This is a genomic window from Novosphingobium tardum (assembly GCF_042652045.1).
Taxonomy (GTDB): Bacteria; Pseudomonadota; Alphaproteobacteria; order Sphingomonadales; family Sphingomonadaceae; genus Novosphingobium; species Novosphingobium tardum.
Genome location: NZ_JBHSDR010000003.1, coordinates 1,259,844 through 1,278,094, shown reverse-complemented (window position 1 = coordinate 1,278,094; position 18,251 = coordinate 1,259,844). Strand labels below are relative to the sequence as shown.

Sequence of the window (18,251 nt, the reverse complement as noted above, 5' to 3'; positions counted from 1 at the left end):
ATTGCGCGAAGGGGCTGCCAGGTACGCTGGAGCGTGCCTGGCCGGTGCCCCACTCCTGGTGATTGCCTGAGCGGCGCGGTATTCCTCAGGTTGCTGGAATTGCGAGCTCCAGATGCCGCGACGCGCAGCCTTGGCCTGATCCTCCTCCCGAACATAGTCCTGACTGTACTTGCGAAAGGCGGTGGCCCAGCCTGTTTCGACCATGGTCCGGTTGAGCTCGACCCCGGACACGGCGCAGGTCGCAAGGGTCCTGCCATAGGCGTCCATCCCGCGGCCGCGACAGTCCACCCGGCCCGAGCCGATCAGCCCGCGCAAGCGCGAGGCCGCCTCTTCCCCGCAGCGCCAGGTTTCCACCCCCCCGGGTGCAGGTCTGCTTGCCCTCGGGAGCGTCGATCCCGAACAGGCGTACCGACAATCCCGCAACGCTGAGCGAGTCCCCGTCGACTACCTCGGCGGGACCAGACAACGTCTGCGCCTGGGCTGGCAGGGCGGTAACGAGGGCCATTCCGACGAGGATCTCTTCATTGGCCAACGTTGCCTTGCCGTTGGTTGCGAAACAATTCTCCACAGGCTTCGGACTATACGTCATCCACGCTGATCAGTTCTCCTGAGCTCGGAACCTCAAAACTGCGCGCATCGATCAAGCGAAGCTCCTCACCTGATTCCAATCGGACTCCACGAACTCCGGGGCGGCGACGAGACCGCTCGCCGGTCTGCTCGATGGAAACGAGTTGGTATTCGATGACGATCCGCAGCAGGCCGTTGGCCCCACTGCACCGATAGCGTGCAATTTCCTCGCGGACGACCGTACGGCCTCTGCCGGAAGACTCGGTCATGTCCGCTCCAACTCCGTTCGCCGCGTGGCAGTGCGTGCCTTGAGCAGGTCATGGCGAGAAAGTATGCCGACCACCCGCCCCGTCGCCTCATCGACAATTGGTACGCGGCCGATGCCGGTCTCAACCATGAGGTCGGCGACTTCGCCAATGGGGGCATGGCGGAACGCATAGGGCTGCAGGGGATCGGATAGCGCCTCCGCCAGCGAGACGTCGTTCAAATCCCCTTCGACCTGCCAGCGCAGCGCGTCGGATCGCGATGCCAGACCCAGGAGCCGTCCGGCGGGATCGATGACGGGATAGCTGCGATGCGCCGCGCCCTGGGCAAAGAATGCCACTGCGGCGCCGATCTTCATCTCGCCGGGTAGGGTATCGGGATCGCGTGACATCAACTCCCCCGCCTGGAGGAAATCGAGCGGGTCGACCGAGTATTCCTGCAGCACGTGCCGGCCGCGCCTCGCGATTTTTTCCGTGAGGATCGAGCGGCGCATGATAAGGACGCTGACGCCGTATGCGCCAGCCGAGGCGGCAATCGTCGCCGGCAGTGCATCGAAATGGCCAGTCAGCTCAACCGCGAACAGCGCACCGGTAAGCGGAGCGCGCATGGCACCGCTGAGAATGCCGGCCATCCCGATCATCGCCCAGAACCCTACCGCGCCAGGCAGGAACTGGCCCAGCAGCACGCCAAGTGCCCCGCCAAGGATGAGCAGCGGTGCTAGCACTCCGCCCGATGTTCCGGAGCCAAGCGCAACCAGCCAGACGGTCGCCTTTACCACCAGCAATGTGAGAGCCACTTGCATCGTCAGAGACCCGTCGAGCAGCGCCTGGATGTTGGCATAGCCCGCACCGAGCACGTGCGCGTCAATAAGCCCGCCCAAACCGACGACGATTGCGCCCAAGGCTGGCCACCACATCCAGTGGACCGGAAGCCGGTGGAAGGCATCCTCGACACGGTAAAGCAGCCATGAGAGCGCGGTCGCCTCGAGGCCAATGACCAGACCCATCCCCAGGGCAAGCGCTGCCGTGCCGAAGTCAGGTGTCGAAGCCCCGGGGAACGGGAACAGTGGACCCGAGCCCATGAGCAATGGCCGCAAGCCCAAAGAGACCAGGACCGCGATTACGACCGGCACGAAACTGCGCGGCTTCCACTCGAACAACAGGACTTCGATTGCGAGCAGGATCGCCGCAAGCGGTGTGCCGAAAATCCCGGTCATGCCGGCAGCTGCGCCGGCAACCAGCAGTGTCTTGCGCTCGGCCGCGCTCAGCTTGAACTGCTGGGCGAACAGCGACCCTATAGCCCCGCCGGTCATGATGATCGGCCCTTCGGCGCCGAAAGGCCCGCCGCTGCCGATCGAGATCGCGGACGAGAGCGGCTTGAGGATGGCGACCTTGAGCGACAGGCGGCTTTCCCCGTAGAGAATGGCCTCGATCGCCTCGGGAATACCGTGGCCCCTGATCTTGTCCGATCCGAAGCGGGCCATGAGCCCGACGATAAGGCTTCCGATGACGGGAATGGCAAGTACCGCGAGCCCCACGTTGGCGTCGGCAATCTCACGCGGTCCGGTCGACAGAGTTCCGAACCAGAACAGGTTGGTCGCAAGTGAGATGAGCCGCATCAGCAACCATGCCCCGCCTGCCGCACCGGCGCCGATCAGGACGGCCGCACCAGCCAGCGGCACAAGGCGCCAGTCGGCGCTATGGTCGGCCAGGCGCGGCGTTCGGGACACGGAACGGGTGGGGGACATCTACGACGCGCTTTCGTTTCGGAACGGAGCGACTATATCGCATTGCGATATTATTCAAGGGAGGAGAGCCGTTGCATCAGAGGACGACGTTGAAGGTCGCGGACTACGCCGCACTCGCAGATTTTCGCCACGCGCTGCGCCAGTTTCTGGCTTTCAGCGAAGGGCGTGCAGGCGAGCACGGGCTCACCGCCCAACAGCATCAGGCGCTCCTCGCAATCCGCGGAGCCGGTGGGGCAGTAACAGTGGGCTATGTCGCCGAGCGCCTCATTCTCAAGCCCCATAGCGCCACTGGCCTGGTCAACCGTCTCGCGGCGCAAGGGTTGGTCGCACGCCAAGCCTCTCAGGTGGATAGACGCGTCGCGCTGCTCACGCTGACCGAAAAGGCCGAAGACCTGCTGGCAGAACTCTCAGCGACGCATCGCGAAGAAATCGGGCGACTTCGCCCGCTGCTGATCGATCTGCTCGATAAACTTACCTGACTGCCCACACGCTTGAGTCGCGAGATGGTGCTCGCAAGGGTCTGGACGAGTAAGAAAGTGGCGAGAACTGTCAGATTTTGGGCCGAAACCGGAATGGCAGCTTGTTGAAAAATTTTGGGCAAAGCAGCCGATCGGAAGGCGACTGCGATCAGAGGCACAGTCTCCTCCAACTCACTTCAGGTGAGGATCTTATTGGCACTCTGGGTCACGCTTACCACGGGAGTGTGGCCCAAGGGGTCCCGCCCAACCGCGTTGCTCGCATTTGTAGCTCCAGCAGTAAACATCGGGTTGACTCCGTACTATAGTATGGAGGTTATGTTGAGTGCCGCGAACTTGACTCAGCGGAGGTCATCCATGTCAACAACCAGTCACGAGTCCTGCAGTGAAGGGAAGACGGCCGGCAATTATACGCTCATAAAATTTGCGACTTTGAAGCCGCACTGGCCCACCGGCGCCGTAAGCCCCGAATTCGTCCTACCTTACTACAGGTATTGCGACGGGTCATTCCCGACCATGCCGATGTCGGTACGCCCCGGCGCAGAAAGCAACGAGCTCCGAATAGTGGCTGGGGTTTGCCAGCCGGGCCCAGGCATGCCGTTGCACGATCACACTGGCGAATAGCTGATATTTTCAGCGGGCGGATACTGGGTGATCTACTTCGATCTAGGGGAAACCGAGAAGGTATTTCTCGGTCCTTGGGATGGTATTCTGATCGAGGGAGGCAAGCCGCGGGGGTGGAGGAACGTCGGTACCGACGTGGGCTGCCTTCTCAACATTCGCCCCGTCGAGGATCGGATGCGAGTTTTTCCACCGCCCGACTTGGTGTGAGGCCCGAAGAGTTGAATCAAACGCAACATTTCAGACACCTGCGCAAGCACCCCGCACGCGAGGGATCAAAACGCCGGGATACCCGTGACCGCGCGGCCAAGGATCAGCGCGTGAACGTCATGCGTGCCTTCGTAGGTGTTGACGGTCTCGAGGTTCACCATGTGGCGGATCACCTGGTATTCGCCGCTGATCCCGTTGCCGCCGTGCATGTCGCGGCTCTTGCGCGCGATGTCCAAAGCCTTGCCGACGTTGTTGCGCTTGACGATCGAGATCATCTCCAGCGCGAAGGCGTGGTCGTCCATCAGCCGGCCGACACGCAGGGAGGCCTGCAGGCCCAGCGCGATCTCGCTCATCATGTCGGCGAGCTTGAGCTGGTAAAGCTGTTTGGAGGCAAGCGGCACGCCGAACTGCTCCCGATCAAGCCCGTACTGGCGCGCCGCGTGGAAGCAGAACTCTGCGGCGCCCATCGCGCCCCACGAGATGCCGTAGCGCGCCCGGTTGAGGCAGCCGAACGGGCCCTTGAGGCCCGAGACTTCAGGCAGCAGTGCGTCGGCGCCTACCTTTACCTCGTCCATCAGGATCATTCCGGTGGTCGAGGCGCGCAAGCTCAGCTTGTTCTCGATTTTGGGCGCCGACAGCCCGGCCATGCCCTTCTCGAGTACGAACCCGCGGATCGCGCCGCCGTGCGCCTCGCTCTTGGCCCAGACGACGAACACATCGGCGAACGGCGCATTGCTGATCCAGGTCTTGGAGCCCGACAGCACGAAGCCGTCGCCGTCCTGTTTGGCGTAGGTACGCATTCCGCCCGGATCGGAGCCGGCATCGGGCTCCGTCAGGCCGAAGCAGCCGATCAGCTCTCCGCTGGCGAGGCCGGGTAAATACTTCCGCTTCTGCTCTTCCGAGCCGTAAGCGAAGATCGGATACATCACGAGCGACGACTGCACGCTCGCCATCGACCGGTAGCCCGAATCCACGCGCTCGATCTCACGCGCGATCAAGCCGTATGCAACGTAGTTGGCGCCCGCGCCGCCGTATTCCTCCGGCACTGTCGCGCCTAGCAGGCCGGCGCGGCCCATCAGCGGAAACAGCTCTGGCGCGTCCACCTCGTTGGCGAACGCCTCGATCACGCGCGGCTGCAGCTCGGATTGTGCGAACGCGTGGGCGGCGTCGCGGATCATCCGCTCGTCCTCGCTCAACTGAACGTCGAGGCCGAACGGATCCTGCCAGTCGAAAACTTGCATTACGCCTCAGCCCGAAGGAGCCGACCATGAGCAGCAACTTCGCCGGCTTCGGGCAGCTCGGGGCGAGAGGAGCGCGCTATTGGTCGCTCCTCGATGACTCGCAGGCCATGACCTTCTATCCCAACCGGCGATCGATGCGTGTTAGTTAGAAGCACCATGTCAAGGACGCCCAGATCGGCCAAGATCATCGCCCCGACGCCATAATCTCGCAGCTCCTCGACATCGAGCTCAACCGGCTCTCCCGCCTTGCGCTTCACCGCGGTGGTGAACCCGTCGGCGCGATGGCGATTGATGACGACAACCACTCCGCTTCCCTCCCCGGCGATCAGTTCCATTGAGCGCGACAACAATGAGCTGCGCTCGGAATTCTCACCGAAGATGTCGGCGAATGGTGATAGAGCATGCATCCGCACGAGGGTGGGTCGGCGAGCGTCGATTTCCCCCTTCACCAACGCGATCTGTTCGGTTCCCGTTGCACGATTGCGATAGGCGCGGACCGTCCAGTCTCCGCCCCAACGACTGGTGAAGGGCGCTTCGCTGGCGAGTTCGACAAGGTGATCGTGCCGGCGTCTGTAGGCGATGAGATCGCGGATTGCGCCGATCTTGAGCGAATGGAGCTGCGCGAAGGAAATAAGGTCGTCGAGCCTGGCCATACTCCCGTCGTCGTTCATAATCTCGCAGATTACACCCGCGGGATTGAGGCCCGCGAGGCGGGAGACATCGACGGCCGCCTCAGTGTGGCCGGCGCGCACAAGCACTCCTCCGTCGCGTGCGACTAGCGGGAAGACATGGCCTGGTGTGACAATGTCGGATTGGCCTTTCGTGGCATCGATGGCCACTGCAACGGTGTGGGCGCGATCAGCGGCTGAGATGCCCGTCGTGACCCCCTCGCGCGCTTCGATCGAGACAGTGAACGCAGTCTCGTGCCGCGTGCCGTTCCTGCGACTCATGAGCGGCAGTCCCAGCGTATCGATCCGTTCCTTGGTCATAGCGAGACAGATCAGTCCGCGGCCGTGACGGGCCATGAAATTGATCTTCTCCGGCGTCGCCATCTGAGCCGGAATGACCAGGTCGCCTTCGTTCTCGCGATCCTCATCGTCGACCAGGATGAACATCCGGCCGTTGCGGGCCTCATCGATGATCTCTTCGGGTGTCGAGAGATAGCGATGGGGCAGTTGGGTCACGCCTCGTACCTCAGTTTCCTGGATGGTTGCTTGGGTGTACGACGTCGTTCTCATGCAGCCCTCCTTTTCATCCGGGCGAAATCCAGTACTTGCGTGGCAACGGTCGCTAGCTGGGCGGCATCCTTCTCTGCGCAACAGCGACCCCCCTCATCGAATAGGGAAACGCTCGAATTGAGCGTTGCGCCGAACGGAGTCGGCCATCCGCGCAGCGCGTGGACGATCGTGCGCAGGGTCACGAGCGCGGTGCCTCCCGCCTGCCAGCCACCAGCTGTAATAATGATGCCCACCGGCAAGTCGGAAAGGTAGGGCCGGTCCCCCGCCCGCGCGAGTTCAAGCGTATCGAACGCGTTCTTCATCACGCCGGAAATCGCGCCGTGATACCCAGGGCTCGCGACGATAACTCCGTCGGCTTCTCCCACTGCCGCAACCAGTTCCATTTGTTCGGCCGTAGGGCCCTCGGGGCCCGGATCGAAAATTGGGAGGGTCGACAGGAAATCCCCGCCGAGCAGTCTGGTTTTGGCGCCCGCCTGTTGGACCACTCGTAGTGATTCGCTGAGCGCTCGCTCAGTGCTCGAGTCAGCACGCGAAGTCCCGCCTATGCCGAGGATTAGCGGCCGCTCTTGCCCCGTTACCGACCCGATCCTTGGCATGAAATCTCCTGCTCCGACGCATCAATCATGGACACGTGACCAAAATTAGTCAAGTTGACTAAAGTTCGGAGCTGCCTTAACAGGTTGTCCGAGTTTGAGAGAGGAGAGGTCATGGCCAAGGAACTTCGGTTGAACGCATTCGCGATGAATTGCGTCGGCCATCAATCGCACGGACTGTGGCGGCATCCTCGGGATCATTCGGCTGAGTACACGCACACGCGGCACTGGGTCGAACTCGCGAAACTTCTCGAGAGGGGTAAGTTTGACGGCCTGTTTCTCGCCGATGTGGTCGGCGTTTATGACGTCTTCGGAGGCAATCCGGACACTGCGCTCCAAGAGGCGGTGCAGGTCCCGACCAACGACCCGCTTCTCATCATCCCGCCAATGGCGGAGGCAACAGATCACCTCAGTTTCGCGGTCACTTGCAACCTTTCGCACGAGCCGCCGCTCCCGTTTGCCCGCCGGATGTCGACACTGGACCATATGACGGACGGGCGCATCGGCTGGAACATAGTGACCGGATATCTCGACAGCGGCTCAAAGGGGGCCGGTAAGGGAGAGCAGGTGGCCCACGACATCCGCTACGACATCGCGGAGGAGTTCATGAGCATCCAATACGGCTTCTGGGAAGGAAGCTGGGAAGATGGTGCTGTGGTACGGGACCGCGAGACAGGTGTGTTTACCGATCCTGCGAAGGTCCACCGCGTCGAGCATGACGGCGAATACTTCAAGGTCAGCGGAATTCATATTTGCGAACCTTCCCCGCAGCGCACCCCGGTTCTTTACCAGGCGGGCACCTCATCCAAGGGGATGGCCTTTGCGGCAAAGCATGCAGAATGCGTCTTCGTCGGGGGGCGATCCCGCTCGAAAATGGCAGCCGACGTCGAGAAATTGCGCGCGCTGGCGGTGGAGGTCGGCCGCGATCCTTCGGACATCAAAGTGTTCGCTCTTGCAACGGTGATTGCCGACGCGACCGCCGAAGGCGCAAAGGCCAAGTACGACGACTATTGCACTTACTTAAGCGTGAAGGGCGGACTCGCGTTGGTTTCAGGATGGACTGGTATGGACTTCTCCGACCCGGAGAAACTCGCGGCGGGTCCGTCGAGCAGCAATGCGATCCAGTCTGTCGCCGCCATGTTTGCGGACGGCGCCGCAACCGGCGCCGAAGGTGTAGAGGCGATCGGCCTTTCGGTAGCGCTTGGGGGCGGGGGTCCAGTGCTGGTTGGCAACGGAAAGCAAATCGCGGACGAGCTGGCGGCGTGGGCCGAGGAATCGGACCTTGATGGGTTCAACTTCACCTACGTCGTGATGCCCGAGACCTTCGAGGATATCGTCGAGCATGTGGTGCCCGAGCTCCAGCGTCGCGGCCTCGTGAAGCGGGACTATGTGGACGGGACCTATCGGGACAAATTGTTCGGCCACGGCCCGCGGCTTGACGCGAGTCATCCGGCGGCAGCCTATCGCAAGGGCGGCTGATTCTGGTCTTCCGTGCGGTCACCCGCAACTGACCGGGAATATCAAGATTAGGAGAGGCAGATGCGCGACTACCTGAAGTTTTACATAGATGGCGAATGGGTTGAGCCCGCCAGCTCTGGTACCCTCGACGTCGAGAACCCGGCGACTGAGAAGACAGTTGGGCGTATCGCGCTAGGGTCGCAGGCAGACGTGGACAAGGCGGTTGCGGCGGCCCGCCGCGCGTTCGCCAGCTGGTCGCAGACCTCCCGCCAGGATCGCCTCGAAGTGCTAGCGCGCATAATTGCGGAATATCAGAAGCGTTTCCGTGACCTCGCCACGGCGGTGACTGAGGAAATGGGCGCACCGGCATCGCTCGCGCAGAACGCGCACGTTCCGGCTGGTCTCGGCCATCTGGCGACTGCCGCGAAGATCCTCGAGACGTTCAAATTCGAAGAGGCGCGCGGACCTACGTTGATCGTAAGGGAGCCAATCGGCGTCTGCGCGTTCATCACGCCCTGGAACTGGCCGCTCAACCAGATCGCTTGCAAAGTGGCCCCGGCCATCGCGACAGGTTGCACGATGGTGCTGAAGCCGTCTGAGGTTGCCCCGTTCTCTGGACAGATTTTTGCCGAGATCATGGAAGCCGCCGGGGTCCCCAAGGGAGTGTTCAATCTCGTGCAGGGCGATGGGCCTGGCGTTGGCGCCGCGCTAAGTGCCCATCCGGACGTCGACATGGTGTCATTTACGGGGTCTACTCGGGCAGGCATCGAGGTGGCCAAAAACGCCGCGCCCACGGTCAAGCGGGTTCATCAGGAACTCGGCGGCAAGAGCCCCAGCATTGTGCTCGATGACGAGCAGTTTGGTCAGTCGGTTTCGGGCGGGGTCCGGGTGGTGATGACCAATTCAGGCCAGTCCTGCAACGCTCCGACCCGCATGCTCGTCCCGATGGCGCGGATGGCAGAAGCTGCTGCCGCGGCCAAAGAAGCCGCGGACCAGATCACCGTCGGCAATCCGACAGGCAATGCCAAGATGGGGCCGGTTGTCAGCGAAGTGCAGTTCGAAAAGATACAGGCGCTGATCCAACGCGGGATCGACGAGAGCGCGAAACTTGTCACGGGCGGGGTCGGCCGACCTGAAGGGCTAGAAACCGGCTACTTCGTCAAGCCGACGATCTTTGCCGACGTCACCAATGACATGACCATCGCGAAGGAGGAAATTTTCGGACCGGTGCTGGCGATCGTTGGTTACAAGACCCTCGACGATGCGATCGCGATTGGGAACGATACCGAGTACGGCCTCGCAGCCTATGTGAACGGGGTTGACCTCGACACCGCGCGCGAGGTGGCTTCGCGGCTGCGTGCCGGCCAGGTTTCGATCAACGGCGCGTCGGATATTTCGGCGCCGTTCGGGGGCTACAAGATGAGCGGCAACGGAAGGGAATGGGGCGACTTCGCCTTCCATGAGTTTCTCGAGACGAAGGCCATCATGGGCTACGCTCCCCAACCGCGCGCGGAACAGCCCGCCTGAGCAGGCACGGGGGAGTGAAATCGATGACGCGAGAAACATCCAAGCCAGGCGAAATCCGCAAAGCGCCGAGAAACGCGCCAGCCGGGGGAGATGCGCCAGACTCCCCCGCGCCCCGTTCGCGCAAGGGTTCGGGCGTCTATCAAACCGGCAAGGAGCGCTTGCTCCAGATCCGCGAAGCGGCGCTGGAGATACTGATCGAAGATGGCTACGCCGCGCTCTCGCTCCGGGAAGTAGCGCGCCGCTGCAATGTGCACGTCGGGGCGATCAGTTATTACTACAAGAGCCGCAGCGACCTCTTCCAGGACACGATCAATTTGGTCCTGGAGAACTACTCAAAACCCTTCTTCGCGATCATGCGGGATGCGGCGCGCACGCCACGCGACAAGTTACAGGCGATCATCGAGCTGCTGCTTGATGACATGCAGTCCAAGCAGACGACGCGGCTGTTCCCTCATCTATGGGTTCTCGCGAACCACGATGAGTTCGCCGCCCGGACGGTGGAAAGCATTTACGTCCTCGAACGCGTATCGATCAACAACCTGATCGCGAAGATCAACCCAGCGTTGGGACTGCGCGAGCGGGAAACGCTAGCCGTGTTCATTTCCGCCTCGGTGGCCGGTTCGACGATGTTCATCGGCCACGGCAAGCCTTGGTCAAGCGAGCTGTCATTATACAAGGCAGTTGCCAGCCGGGCACTTGTCGAAACGGTCGCGAACATCACCGCTGAGCAGCTGACCGCCTATGGCGCCCCCGAGGTAGGGACGCCGAGTGGGTGGAAGCCGCCAACCAGCCTCACTCCCGAAGAATTCGCAGCGCTCATCGAGCGTTCGCACACCGACAATCTGCGGGGGGAACCCATTTCTGCCAGCAACGACACGTCCGGCCGCGATGACGGGCGGCGCGCAGCGGCGAAGGGCCGGAATTGATGACGGCCAGCATCGAAGACCGCGTCGACGTTATCGTAATTGGCGCCGGCCTGGCTGGCATTGCAGCGGCTCACGCCTTGGGCAGCCAGCATCCCGATAAGTCATTTCTGGTACTGGATGCATACGAAGGCCACGGCGGAACGTGGCGGTCGCACCGCTATCCCGGCGTCCGGTCGGACAGCGATTTGTTCACGTACGGGTTCCGCTTCAAGCCTTGGACGGGGGCACCCGTCGCGTCGGGGGCAGAAATTCTCGATTACATGCGAGAGGCGATCGAGGAATACGGGCTCGAAGAACACTTCCGTTACCAGACCCGCGTGACGCGGGCTGACTGGGACAGCGTTGCCAGCTTGTGGCACATCGAGGGTGTTCATGGTCCCGAAGAGGCAGCTTTCAGAACGAGCTGCAGCTTCCTTTGGATGTGCCAGGGCTACTATCGCCATAGTCGCGGCTACACGCCCGACTGGCCTGTCCTTGCCTCGTTCGAAGGTCGCATCATACATCCTCAGCACTGGCCCGAAGGGTTCGATTACAGCGGCAAGCGCGTAATCGTCATCGGATCGGGCGCGACGGCCGCCACGCTCGTGCCCGCGATGGCACGCAAGGCGGCGCACGTGACAATGCTGCAGCGCTCACCGACCTACTTCAGCGTCGCCCCCAACCGGCATCCCTTGGCTGAAACGTTGAGAGAGCTCAAAGTCGATGACGCGATCGTTCACGATATCGTCCGGCGCAAGATCACTTACGATCATGACGCCTATTTCCATCACATCCGGAGCCACCCTGAACGGGCCAAGGCGGAGCTAATCGCGGCGCTGCCCGCGTGGTTATCCAAGGCGGAGGTTGAGAAGCATTTCACGCCGGCGTACTATCCGTGGCAGCAGAGATTGGCTCTCACGCCTGACGGGGACCTGTTCCAGGCCATCCGAGATGGCAAAGCCACGGTCGTGACCGACACGATCGAAAAAATCACTCCGTCCGGCATTCAACTGACTTCGGGGGACGCCCTCGATGCCGACATCATTGTCACCGCCACCGGCTTCGAACTCTGCATGGACGGAGACATTGACTTCAGTCTCAATGGTACGCCGTTTCGCTTCGAAGATACCGTGTCTTATCGCGGCATCATGTTCACGAGCGTGCCGAACCTGGCGCGTTCGATCGGCTACTTGCGCTTGTCGAGCTGGACCCTTCGCTGCGAACTGATCGCGGACTTCGTTTGCCGCATGCTTGCTACCCTCGACCGCGTGGGCGCCCAATCGATCGAGGTCAGGGAACCGCAGTCGCGCACGGGTCGACGACCCTCGAAAGGCGAGGTGCTTCCTTTTACAGCGTCCTACGCGCGAAGGGGGAAATCCACCCTTCCGATGACCGGGCCGACACCGGAATGGGAAGCGCAGGATTACTGGGACGAGAAGGATTCACTTCCGGCCATCGACTTTACCGCCGAAACCTTCGTGTTGCGGGGGTTGGACGGGCAGAAAGTAGATTCCGCCAAGGTGGCGGCGCGCCCAATGTCAGGGTCTCGGACGCGCCCCGCTATCGAGACCGGCGCCGCGTGAGCGAAGTGACCACAGCGCGAGGTATGCCCGTCATCGCTCTCACGGCGGCTGCGATGATCGCGTTCGCTGCAAATTCGCTCCTCTGCCGCTTCGCGCTCGCGGCCGATTTGATCGACCCGGGTGCGTTCACCGCTGTCCGGCTCCTTTCCGGCGCCGTCGTACTATACGCCATTCTGCGCTCGGCGAGACGAGCCGACCGGCTGGCGGGGTCCTGGGGCGGAGCAGCTGCGCTGTTCGTGTACGCCGCGGCTTTCTCCTATGCATATGTCTCGCTTTCAGCCGGCACGGGCGCGTTGCTGCTTTTCGGCGCCGTGCAAATCACCATGATCGGGGTGGGTCTGTGGCGAGGAGAACGTTTTACCGCGATCCAGTCCCTGGGATTTGTGATCGCGATCGTGGGGCTCGCTGTGCTTCTGGCGCCCGGCGTTTCGGCACCCAGCACGGTGGGGGCGTTACTCATGCTATTGGCCGGAAGTGCCTGGGGCGCGTATTCTCTGCTAGGGCGCGGCGTGGCTGACCCGCTTGCTTCGACCTGCGGCAATTTCATTCGCGCGGCCCCGGCGGCCCTGCTTCTCTTCTTGCCGATGATTGCAGGCGTCGAACACGCCGAAGCCTCCGGCTTGGTGAGCGCGATTCTATCCGGAGCGCTGGCGTCCGGGGTTGGCTACGCGGTTTGGTACGCTGCCCTGGCTGGGCTGTCCTCGGCGCAAGGCGCGTCCGTGCAACTCAGCGTCCCGGTGATCACGGCTCTCGCGGGCACTGTCGTACTTGGCGAAACGCTGACTACGCGCCTCATACTCACCTCGTGCGCCGTTCTCGGCGGAGTGGCCGTAGTCATCGCCAGCCGCGGCCGGATTTCTCATGCCCTCAGCGAGCCCGATCAATGAATCTTTCCTGGATCAACCGCCAGCTCATGGTCGCATTGGCGATCGGTTCGATCGGCCTGGTCGTGTTTGGGGTCCAGCCGCTCCTGTATGGTGCATACGTCAACGAAGGCCGGGTCACTGAGGGCGGTCTAGGGTTGCTCGCTGCCGTGGAGATCGCGGCGATAGCGCTCAGCAGCGGTCTCGGCATCACGCTGATAAAGCGCGTCCCAGTCTGGCAGGTCGTGGCCCTCGGCATCACATTGATGTTCGCAGGAAACTTGCTGCCCGAAAGCTTCTCGCTTTACTTCGCTCGAGGCATGGCGGGGGTCGGCGGTGGATTGCTTGTCGCGTTAGCGGCGCAATCGATTGCGACCCGCCACAACGTCAACGCGGCTTCGGGCGCCTTTCTCTTCTTCCAGTCCCTGACACAGTTCTTCATCCTTCAATGGTTTTCGATTGGTACTCATTTTGCCGGCTCGATCCAAATCGAGCGCATTCTGGCTGGATTGGCACTGGCCATGTTCCTGCTCCTCCCCCTCCTGCCGAAGGGGGGCGAAGCGGATTATCCACTTCAGGAAGCGTTGACTAACGGCACGCGGATGCCTGCATCCGGTCTTTTCTCGCTCGTAGCGGCAGGCCTGTTCCAGGGATCGGCAGTAGGCTTGTGGGCCTATCTAGGCCTGTGGTTGCAAAGCCGCGGCGTTCCTGCGGACTCGATCGCGCCTGCCTTGACCGCTTCGATGGTCGGACAAATGGCGGGCGCTCTGATCGCTGCAGCACTCGGCCATCGCGCTCACAGCACCTCGCAGGTCGTCGTGGCCGCCGTTGTGCTGCTCGCCACGGTCGGTGGGTTCGTCGTGTTCGGAGGCACGGGGCCGGCCGGATGGCTACTGGTGGTCGCGTTCGGCGTGGCGTGGATGGTGGCGACTCCTACACTGGCAGGGTTTGTGCGGGACGTAGATACAACCCGGCGGAGTCTGCCCTACCTTTCAACAGCGCAGCTGCTTGGTGCCGCATCCTTGCCGACCCTCGTCGGCCTGATGGTCTCGGATATCGGCCTTGACGGCGTGATGCTGACGTGTGGCATAGGGACAGTCGTCAGCATCATTGCGGTGACGGCAGCCTATTTATCGCGGCCCCGGCAGGTGGTTCCCGGCGGAAGCTGATCGGTGGCACAAACTGCCTGCCGACCAGCTCTTCCAATGCGCTTCCGACAGTTCAGTTGGTGGCTAGTTGTGCCTGGGCATCCGCGACATCGAAATGCGCCCGCTTTTCAGTGATCTTTCCGTCTCGGATAGTCAGCAGGCAGAACAGCGACAGGCGCAAGTTCTTGCCGCTCGGTTTGATGACGCCTGTCCCGTGAAGCTGGTTGCGGCCTTCGAAGATCAGATAGGCGCCGACCTTATCGCCCTCGGCGACTATTTCGTTAAGCTTGAAACTGACCTCTTCGAAAGCGTCGAAGCTGGCCTTCTCAGAGTCGATGAAGCCCGACAACCCCGGCTTGGGTGTATCGACCTGAGTGTAGAACACGAAGTCGTCAGACACGTATTGCCCAAGGTCGTCAAAGCGCTTTTCGTCGATCGCCTGGTAGAAGTCGCGAACGAGCTGCTTGTTGGTTTCGAGGGTCACGGCAATTCCTTTGCGTAGATAGTTTAAGGGGTGACGGTCTCGCCATCTTCAGGAACGAGAACACGATCTTCCAAACTGTGCAGACCAATCAGCTGACGTAGCTCGTCCCGCGTAGCGACGCCGTGGTTCACGGCTTCGAAATGACTGGCGACGATGGTGGCTTCAGGCGCGGCCTCGCACACCTTGAGGACATCGTTCGCGTCCATGATGATGGCACCCAGACCGGGAATCTGCGCATCACCAGCATTGAGGATTATCACCTCAGGCGCGTACTTCGCGATGTTGGCCTCGACGTACTCGTTCCATACCGTGTCGCCGGCCAAATAGAGAGTCTTCTCGCCGGGATGGCTGAACACCACCCCGCAGACCTCCTGGAGCGCGTCGTAAGCGTGCTCGATCGCCACATCGGACCCGTGTTGTCCGGGCACCTTGCGCAGCTTGACACCCTGAACCTCGGGATTGCCCGTCAACACCTTCACGTTGGTGAAGGTCTTGCCCTCGATCATCGCAAGATGCGGCTGGCCTTCGAGCTCGATGTAGCCGCCGTTCGACACCAGCGCCTTGTCGCCGAAATGCTGGACATAGATGGGCGTGTCCGCCGGGATATTTTCCGCCGCTGCCTTGTCCCAGTGGTCGGTATGAGTGTGCGTGACGATCACGGCATCGACGGCGAGGATATCCTCCATTGGTACGACCAGATCGACGGTCGGATTGCGCAGATGATCATTCGCGGTGCCCGCAAAGGCCGGCCATGCGCTTTTGGCAGACAGCATGGGGTCCACCAGGAATTTCACGCCGCCGTACTCAATGAGCAACGTCGCATTGCGGATCTGTCTTATCTTCATGTCGACCGCTCCACTTCAGTGAGATTGGGTCGGGATCGGCGTCATGCCTTCCCAACTTCATCCCACAACTAGGACCAAGCGCGCCGCCTCGGCAGTGGCGTAGCCGACATTCGGCGGTTCGATTCCGACATCGCCCGCTTGAAGAATGCGCCAAACCTTGCACAGTTGACTAAACTCGGACACTCGTCCAACATCCTTGATGCGCGGTTGGTGAATCGCGGTGGGAGGGATAAATGAAATCTTCGAAAATCAGCCTGCGCCTATCGACGTCGCTCGTGCTGATCGCCGCGTTCGCTCCACTGCCTGCGTTTGCGCAGTCAGACCCCGCGAACGATTTGGCATTGAGCGAGCAAGCCGCGCCGGGAGAGATAGTCGTCACTGCGACAAAGCGCTCGGAGAGCCTTCAGGCGGTGCCGATTTCGGTGACCGCCATCGGCGGAGACGAACTGGCGAAGTCGAGGATCACAACCGTCGATGCGCTCGTGACCAAGGTTGCGAACCTGCAGCTAAGTGCGACCGTAGGGGACAACGCGCCCATCTTCGCGCTGCGCGGCGTGTCCATGTCGGACTACAGCCTTAACCAGTCGAGCCCGGTCGCGACCTATTACGACGAGGTCTACAAAGGGAATTTCGCCTTCCTGGGCGTCGCGATGTATGACCTCGACCGCATCGAGGTTCTCCGCGGACCGCAAGGCACGCTGTACGGGAAAAATACTACCGGCGGGGCGGTCAATCTCATCGCGCGGACTGCCCAGCTCGGCGAGTTCAACGGCTACGTCAACGCCGGCTATGGCAATTATGACAGGATCGACCTCAACGGGGCGGTGAACGTTCCGTTGGGCGATCGCGCGGCACTGCGGCTGGCAGGTACCTTCACGCGAGCGGACGGCTGGTTCGACAATGTTCTGCCCGGATTCGCGGACTTAAACGAGACTCGGGAGTACGGACTTCGTGGGACCGTACGGTTTGAACCGACCGATTCCCTCCGCTTCGTTCTTCGGGCTTCGACGAGCTACCAGAACCCCCACAACTATGGTATCTATGCTCAGCCCGAGGCCACCCTTCGGCCAGGCCTCAAGACGCGCGAGATCGAGTCTGATGTGTCCGATCGTCGCCGTGCGCGGACATACGCCGTTGCACTTAACGCCGACATCGACGTCAGCGATGCCCTGACACTTACCTCCATCACTTCGTACGATGAAGGCAGCCTGTTTTTCAAGGAAGACACGGACGGCCAGCCGATCGACCTGCTCGAAATCAGCTACGGCGATCGTGCGAAGCAATTCACCCAGGACCTGCGTCTGACCAGTTCGACCAGCGGACCGTTCGACTTCATCCTCGGCGCCTATTTTGCCAAGGAGGACGTGTTCAACTCCAACAATATCGAATCCGCTTTACTGTTCGACGTGGACGAGGATGGCGATGTTGATGCGGAAGATTGCGCGTTGGGCATCCCGGCGGCCTGTCAGCTCCGAAACCGCTTCGATCAGTCGAAGAAGAGCGTCGCGCTCTACAGCGACTTCACCTACCGGATGACCGACAACTTCGCGCTTCGCGGCGGTTTGCGCTACACCCACGATACTGGCAAACAGACCGGGCTCGTTGCCGGGGCCTACTCGGCGCAAGACGAGCTTGTCTACGAGCTCATCCCGGATACCACCCGTTCGTTCAAGAAGGATAATCTGTCGGGCAAAATCGGAGCAGACTACAAGTTTGATAATGGCAACCTGGCCTACGCCAGCATCAGTCGTGGGTACCGCGCGCCAAGTTTCAACGCGCAAGCGCTATTCTCACTTGACGAAGCGACAATCGCAAAGGCCGAAAAAGTCACCGCGTACGAGATCGGGCTCAAAACGAGACTGGCTGATCGCAGGGTGACCTTCAATTCCGCCGCCTTCTACTATGACTACCGCAACCAGCAGTTCATCAACATTGATCCCGTCACGGGCTTCCAGTCCCTGTTGAACATCGCCAAGTCTCGCATCTACGGCGCCGAGTTCGAGTTGGGTGTATTCGCCAGCGATGCGCTGTCGTTCCGGGCTGGGCTTGGGCTACTATCGACGAAGATCAAGGAAGGCCTAGTCAGCGGGGTGAACGTGGCCGGGAATCGCCTGTCCAACGCGCCGCGATTGACATTCAATGCGGGCGTCGACCTGATCCTTTCGGATTCGGCTGCCGGCAAATTCTCAGTCCATCCCGACATCTCTTATCAGTCGAGCCAGTTCTTCGAAGTCCTGAACGTGCCGCGGCTCGAGCAGGGCAGCTATGCCCTGCTTGGCGGGCGGATGGATTACGAGACGGCTGACGGACTGTGGACTGCATCGGTCTGGGGCAGGAACCTAACGAACAAGACCTACTTCACATCTCGTCTCGATCTGCTCGGCTCGTACGGCTTCGATTACAACCATCTTGGGAATCCCCGGACATACGGCATAACCGTGGGTCGCAAGTTCTAGCCCCATTGAACGGACGAGGTACCGC

The 18,251-nt window shown here is 61.5% G+C and carries 16 protein-coding genes; 8 read left to right on the top strand and 8 right to left on the bottom strand.

Translation table 11 applies throughout. The features are described 5' to 3' along the window. From ACFO0A_RS06355 to ACFO0A_RS06345, 3 genes are all read right to left on the bottom strand, one after another. Positions 1-354 (bottom strand): thermonuclease family protein (locus ACFO0A_RS06355; RefSeq protein ID WP_379538124.1); only part of this gene is annotated, 354 nt, incomplete at its 3' end. A 224-nt stretch (positions 355-578) separates the two neighbouring features. After that, the gene (locus tag ACFO0A_RS06350; RefSeq protein ID WP_379538123.1) at positions 579-836 is read right to left on the bottom strand and encodes a hypothetical protein; all 258 of its coding nucleotides are present in this window, start codon (positions 834-836) and stop codon (positions 579-581) included. Continuing rightward, positions 833-2,578: a chloride channel protein gene (locus ACFO0A_RS06345; protein WP_379538122.1), complete on the bottom strand. Its 1,746-nt coding sequence runs from the start codon at positions 2,576-2,578 to the stop codon at positions 833-835. The genes ACFO0A_RS06350 and ACFO0A_RS06345 overlap by 4 nt, the downstream gene beginning before the upstream one ends. A gap of 89 nt (positions 2,579-2,667) precedes the next feature. On the opposite strand from ACFO0A_RS06345, the gene ACFO0A_RS06340 reads away from it, so the two are divergent. After that, entirely contained in the window at positions 2,668-3,057 is a 390-nt protein-coding gene (locus tag ACFO0A_RS06340) for a MarR family winged helix-turn-helix transcriptional regulator (protein WP_379538121.1), read from the top strand. Between the two features lie 893 nt (positions 3,058-3,950). Here ACFO0A_RS06340 and ACFO0A_RS06335 read toward each other — a convergent pair. The 3 genes from ACFO0A_RS06335 to ACFO0A_RS06325 are packed head-to-tail and all read right to left on the bottom strand — an operon-like array spanning position 3,951 to position 6,960. Next, positions 3,951-5,126, bottom strand: coding sequence for an acyl-CoA dehydrogenase (locus ACFO0A_RS06335; RefSeq protein WP_379538120.1), 1,176 nt, complete (start codon positions 5,124-5,126; stop codon positions 3,951-3,953). Continuing rightward, positions 5,126-6,310: a 3,4-dihydroxy-2-butanone-4-phosphate synthase gene (gene ribB, locus ACFO0A_RS06330; RefSeq protein WP_379538119.1), complete on the bottom strand. Its 1,185-nt coding sequence runs from the start codon at positions 6,308-6,310 to the stop codon at positions 5,126-5,128. The genes ACFO0A_RS06335 and ribB overlap by 1 nt, the downstream gene beginning before the upstream one ends. A gap of 50 nt (positions 6,311-6,360) precedes the next feature. After that, positions 6,361-6,960 carry an NADPH-dependent FMN reductase gene (locus ACFO0A_RS06325; RefSeq protein ID WP_379538118.1) on the bottom strand — a complete coding sequence of 200 codons (600 nt, stop codon included), beginning with the start codon at positions 6,958-6,960 and terminating at the stop codon, positions 6,361-6,363. A 129-nt stretch (positions 6,961-7,089) separates the two neighbouring features. On the opposite strand from ACFO0A_RS06325, the gene ACFO0A_RS06320 reads away from it, so the two are divergent. From ACFO0A_RS06320 to ACFO0A_RS06295, 6 genes are all read left to right on the top strand, one after another. Beyond that, positions 7,090-8,436, top strand: a complete 1,347-nt coding sequence (locus tag ACFO0A_RS06320; protein ID WP_379538117.1) for an LLM class flavin-dependent oxidoreductase — start codon at positions 7,090-7,092, stop codon at positions 8,434-8,436. Between the two features lie 60 nt (positions 8,437-8,496). Further along, complete coding sequence (locus ACFO0A_RS06315; protein ID WP_379538116.1) at positions 8,497-9,942, top strand: aldehyde dehydrogenase family protein; 1,446 nt, start codon at positions 8,497-8,499, stop codon at positions 9,940-9,942. Positions 9,943-10,100: 158 nt separating this feature from the next. Continuing rightward, positions 10,101-10,868, top strand: a complete 768-nt coding sequence (locus ACFO0A_RS06310; RefSeq protein ID WP_379538115.1) for a TetR/AcrR family transcriptional regulator — start codon at positions 10,101-10,103, stop codon at positions 10,866-10,868. Continuing rightward, a complete protein-coding gene (locus tag ACFO0A_RS06305; protein WP_379538114.1) occupies positions 10,868-12,430 on the top strand; it encodes a flavin-containing monooxygenase in 1,563 nt (520 codons plus the stop codon). The genes ACFO0A_RS06310 and ACFO0A_RS06305 overlap by 1 nt, the downstream gene beginning before the upstream one ends. After that, a complete protein-coding gene (locus ACFO0A_RS06300) occupies positions 12,427-13,317 on the top strand; it encodes a DMT family transporter (RefSeq protein ID WP_379538113.1) in 891 nt (296 codons plus the stop codon). The genes ACFO0A_RS06305 and ACFO0A_RS06300 overlap by 4 nt, the downstream gene beginning before the upstream one ends. Continuing rightward, positions 13,314-14,462 carry a hypothetical protein gene (locus ACFO0A_RS06295; protein WP_379538112.1) on the top strand — a complete coding sequence of 383 codons (1,149 nt, stop codon included), beginning with the start codon at positions 13,314-13,316 and terminating at the stop codon, positions 14,460-14,462. The genes ACFO0A_RS06300 and ACFO0A_RS06295 overlap by 4 nt, the downstream gene beginning before the upstream one ends. A gap of 52 nt (positions 14,463-14,514) precedes the next feature. Here the strand turns inward: ACFO0A_RS06295 and ACFO0A_RS06290 are convergent, their stop codons facing one another. Further along, entirely contained in the window at positions 14,515-14,925 is a 411-nt protein-coding gene (locus ACFO0A_RS06290) for an ester cyclase (RefSeq protein WP_379538111.1), read from the bottom strand. Positions 14,926-14,948: 23 nt separating this feature from the next. Further along, positions 14,949-15,770: an MBL fold metallo-hydrolase gene (locus ACFO0A_RS06285; protein WP_379538110.1), complete on the bottom strand. Its 822-nt coding sequence runs from the start codon at positions 15,768-15,770 to the stop codon at positions 14,949-14,951. 233 nt (positions 15,771-16,003) lie between these two features. Between ACFO0A_RS06285 and ACFO0A_RS06280 the strand changes: the two genes are divergently transcribed. Then, positions 16,004-18,226: a TonB-dependent receptor gene (locus ACFO0A_RS06280; protein WP_379538109.1), complete on the top strand. Its 2,223-nt coding sequence runs from the start codon at positions 16,004-16,006 to the stop codon at positions 18,224-18,226. The last annotated feature ends 25 nt before the right edge of the window (positions 18,227-18,251 follow it).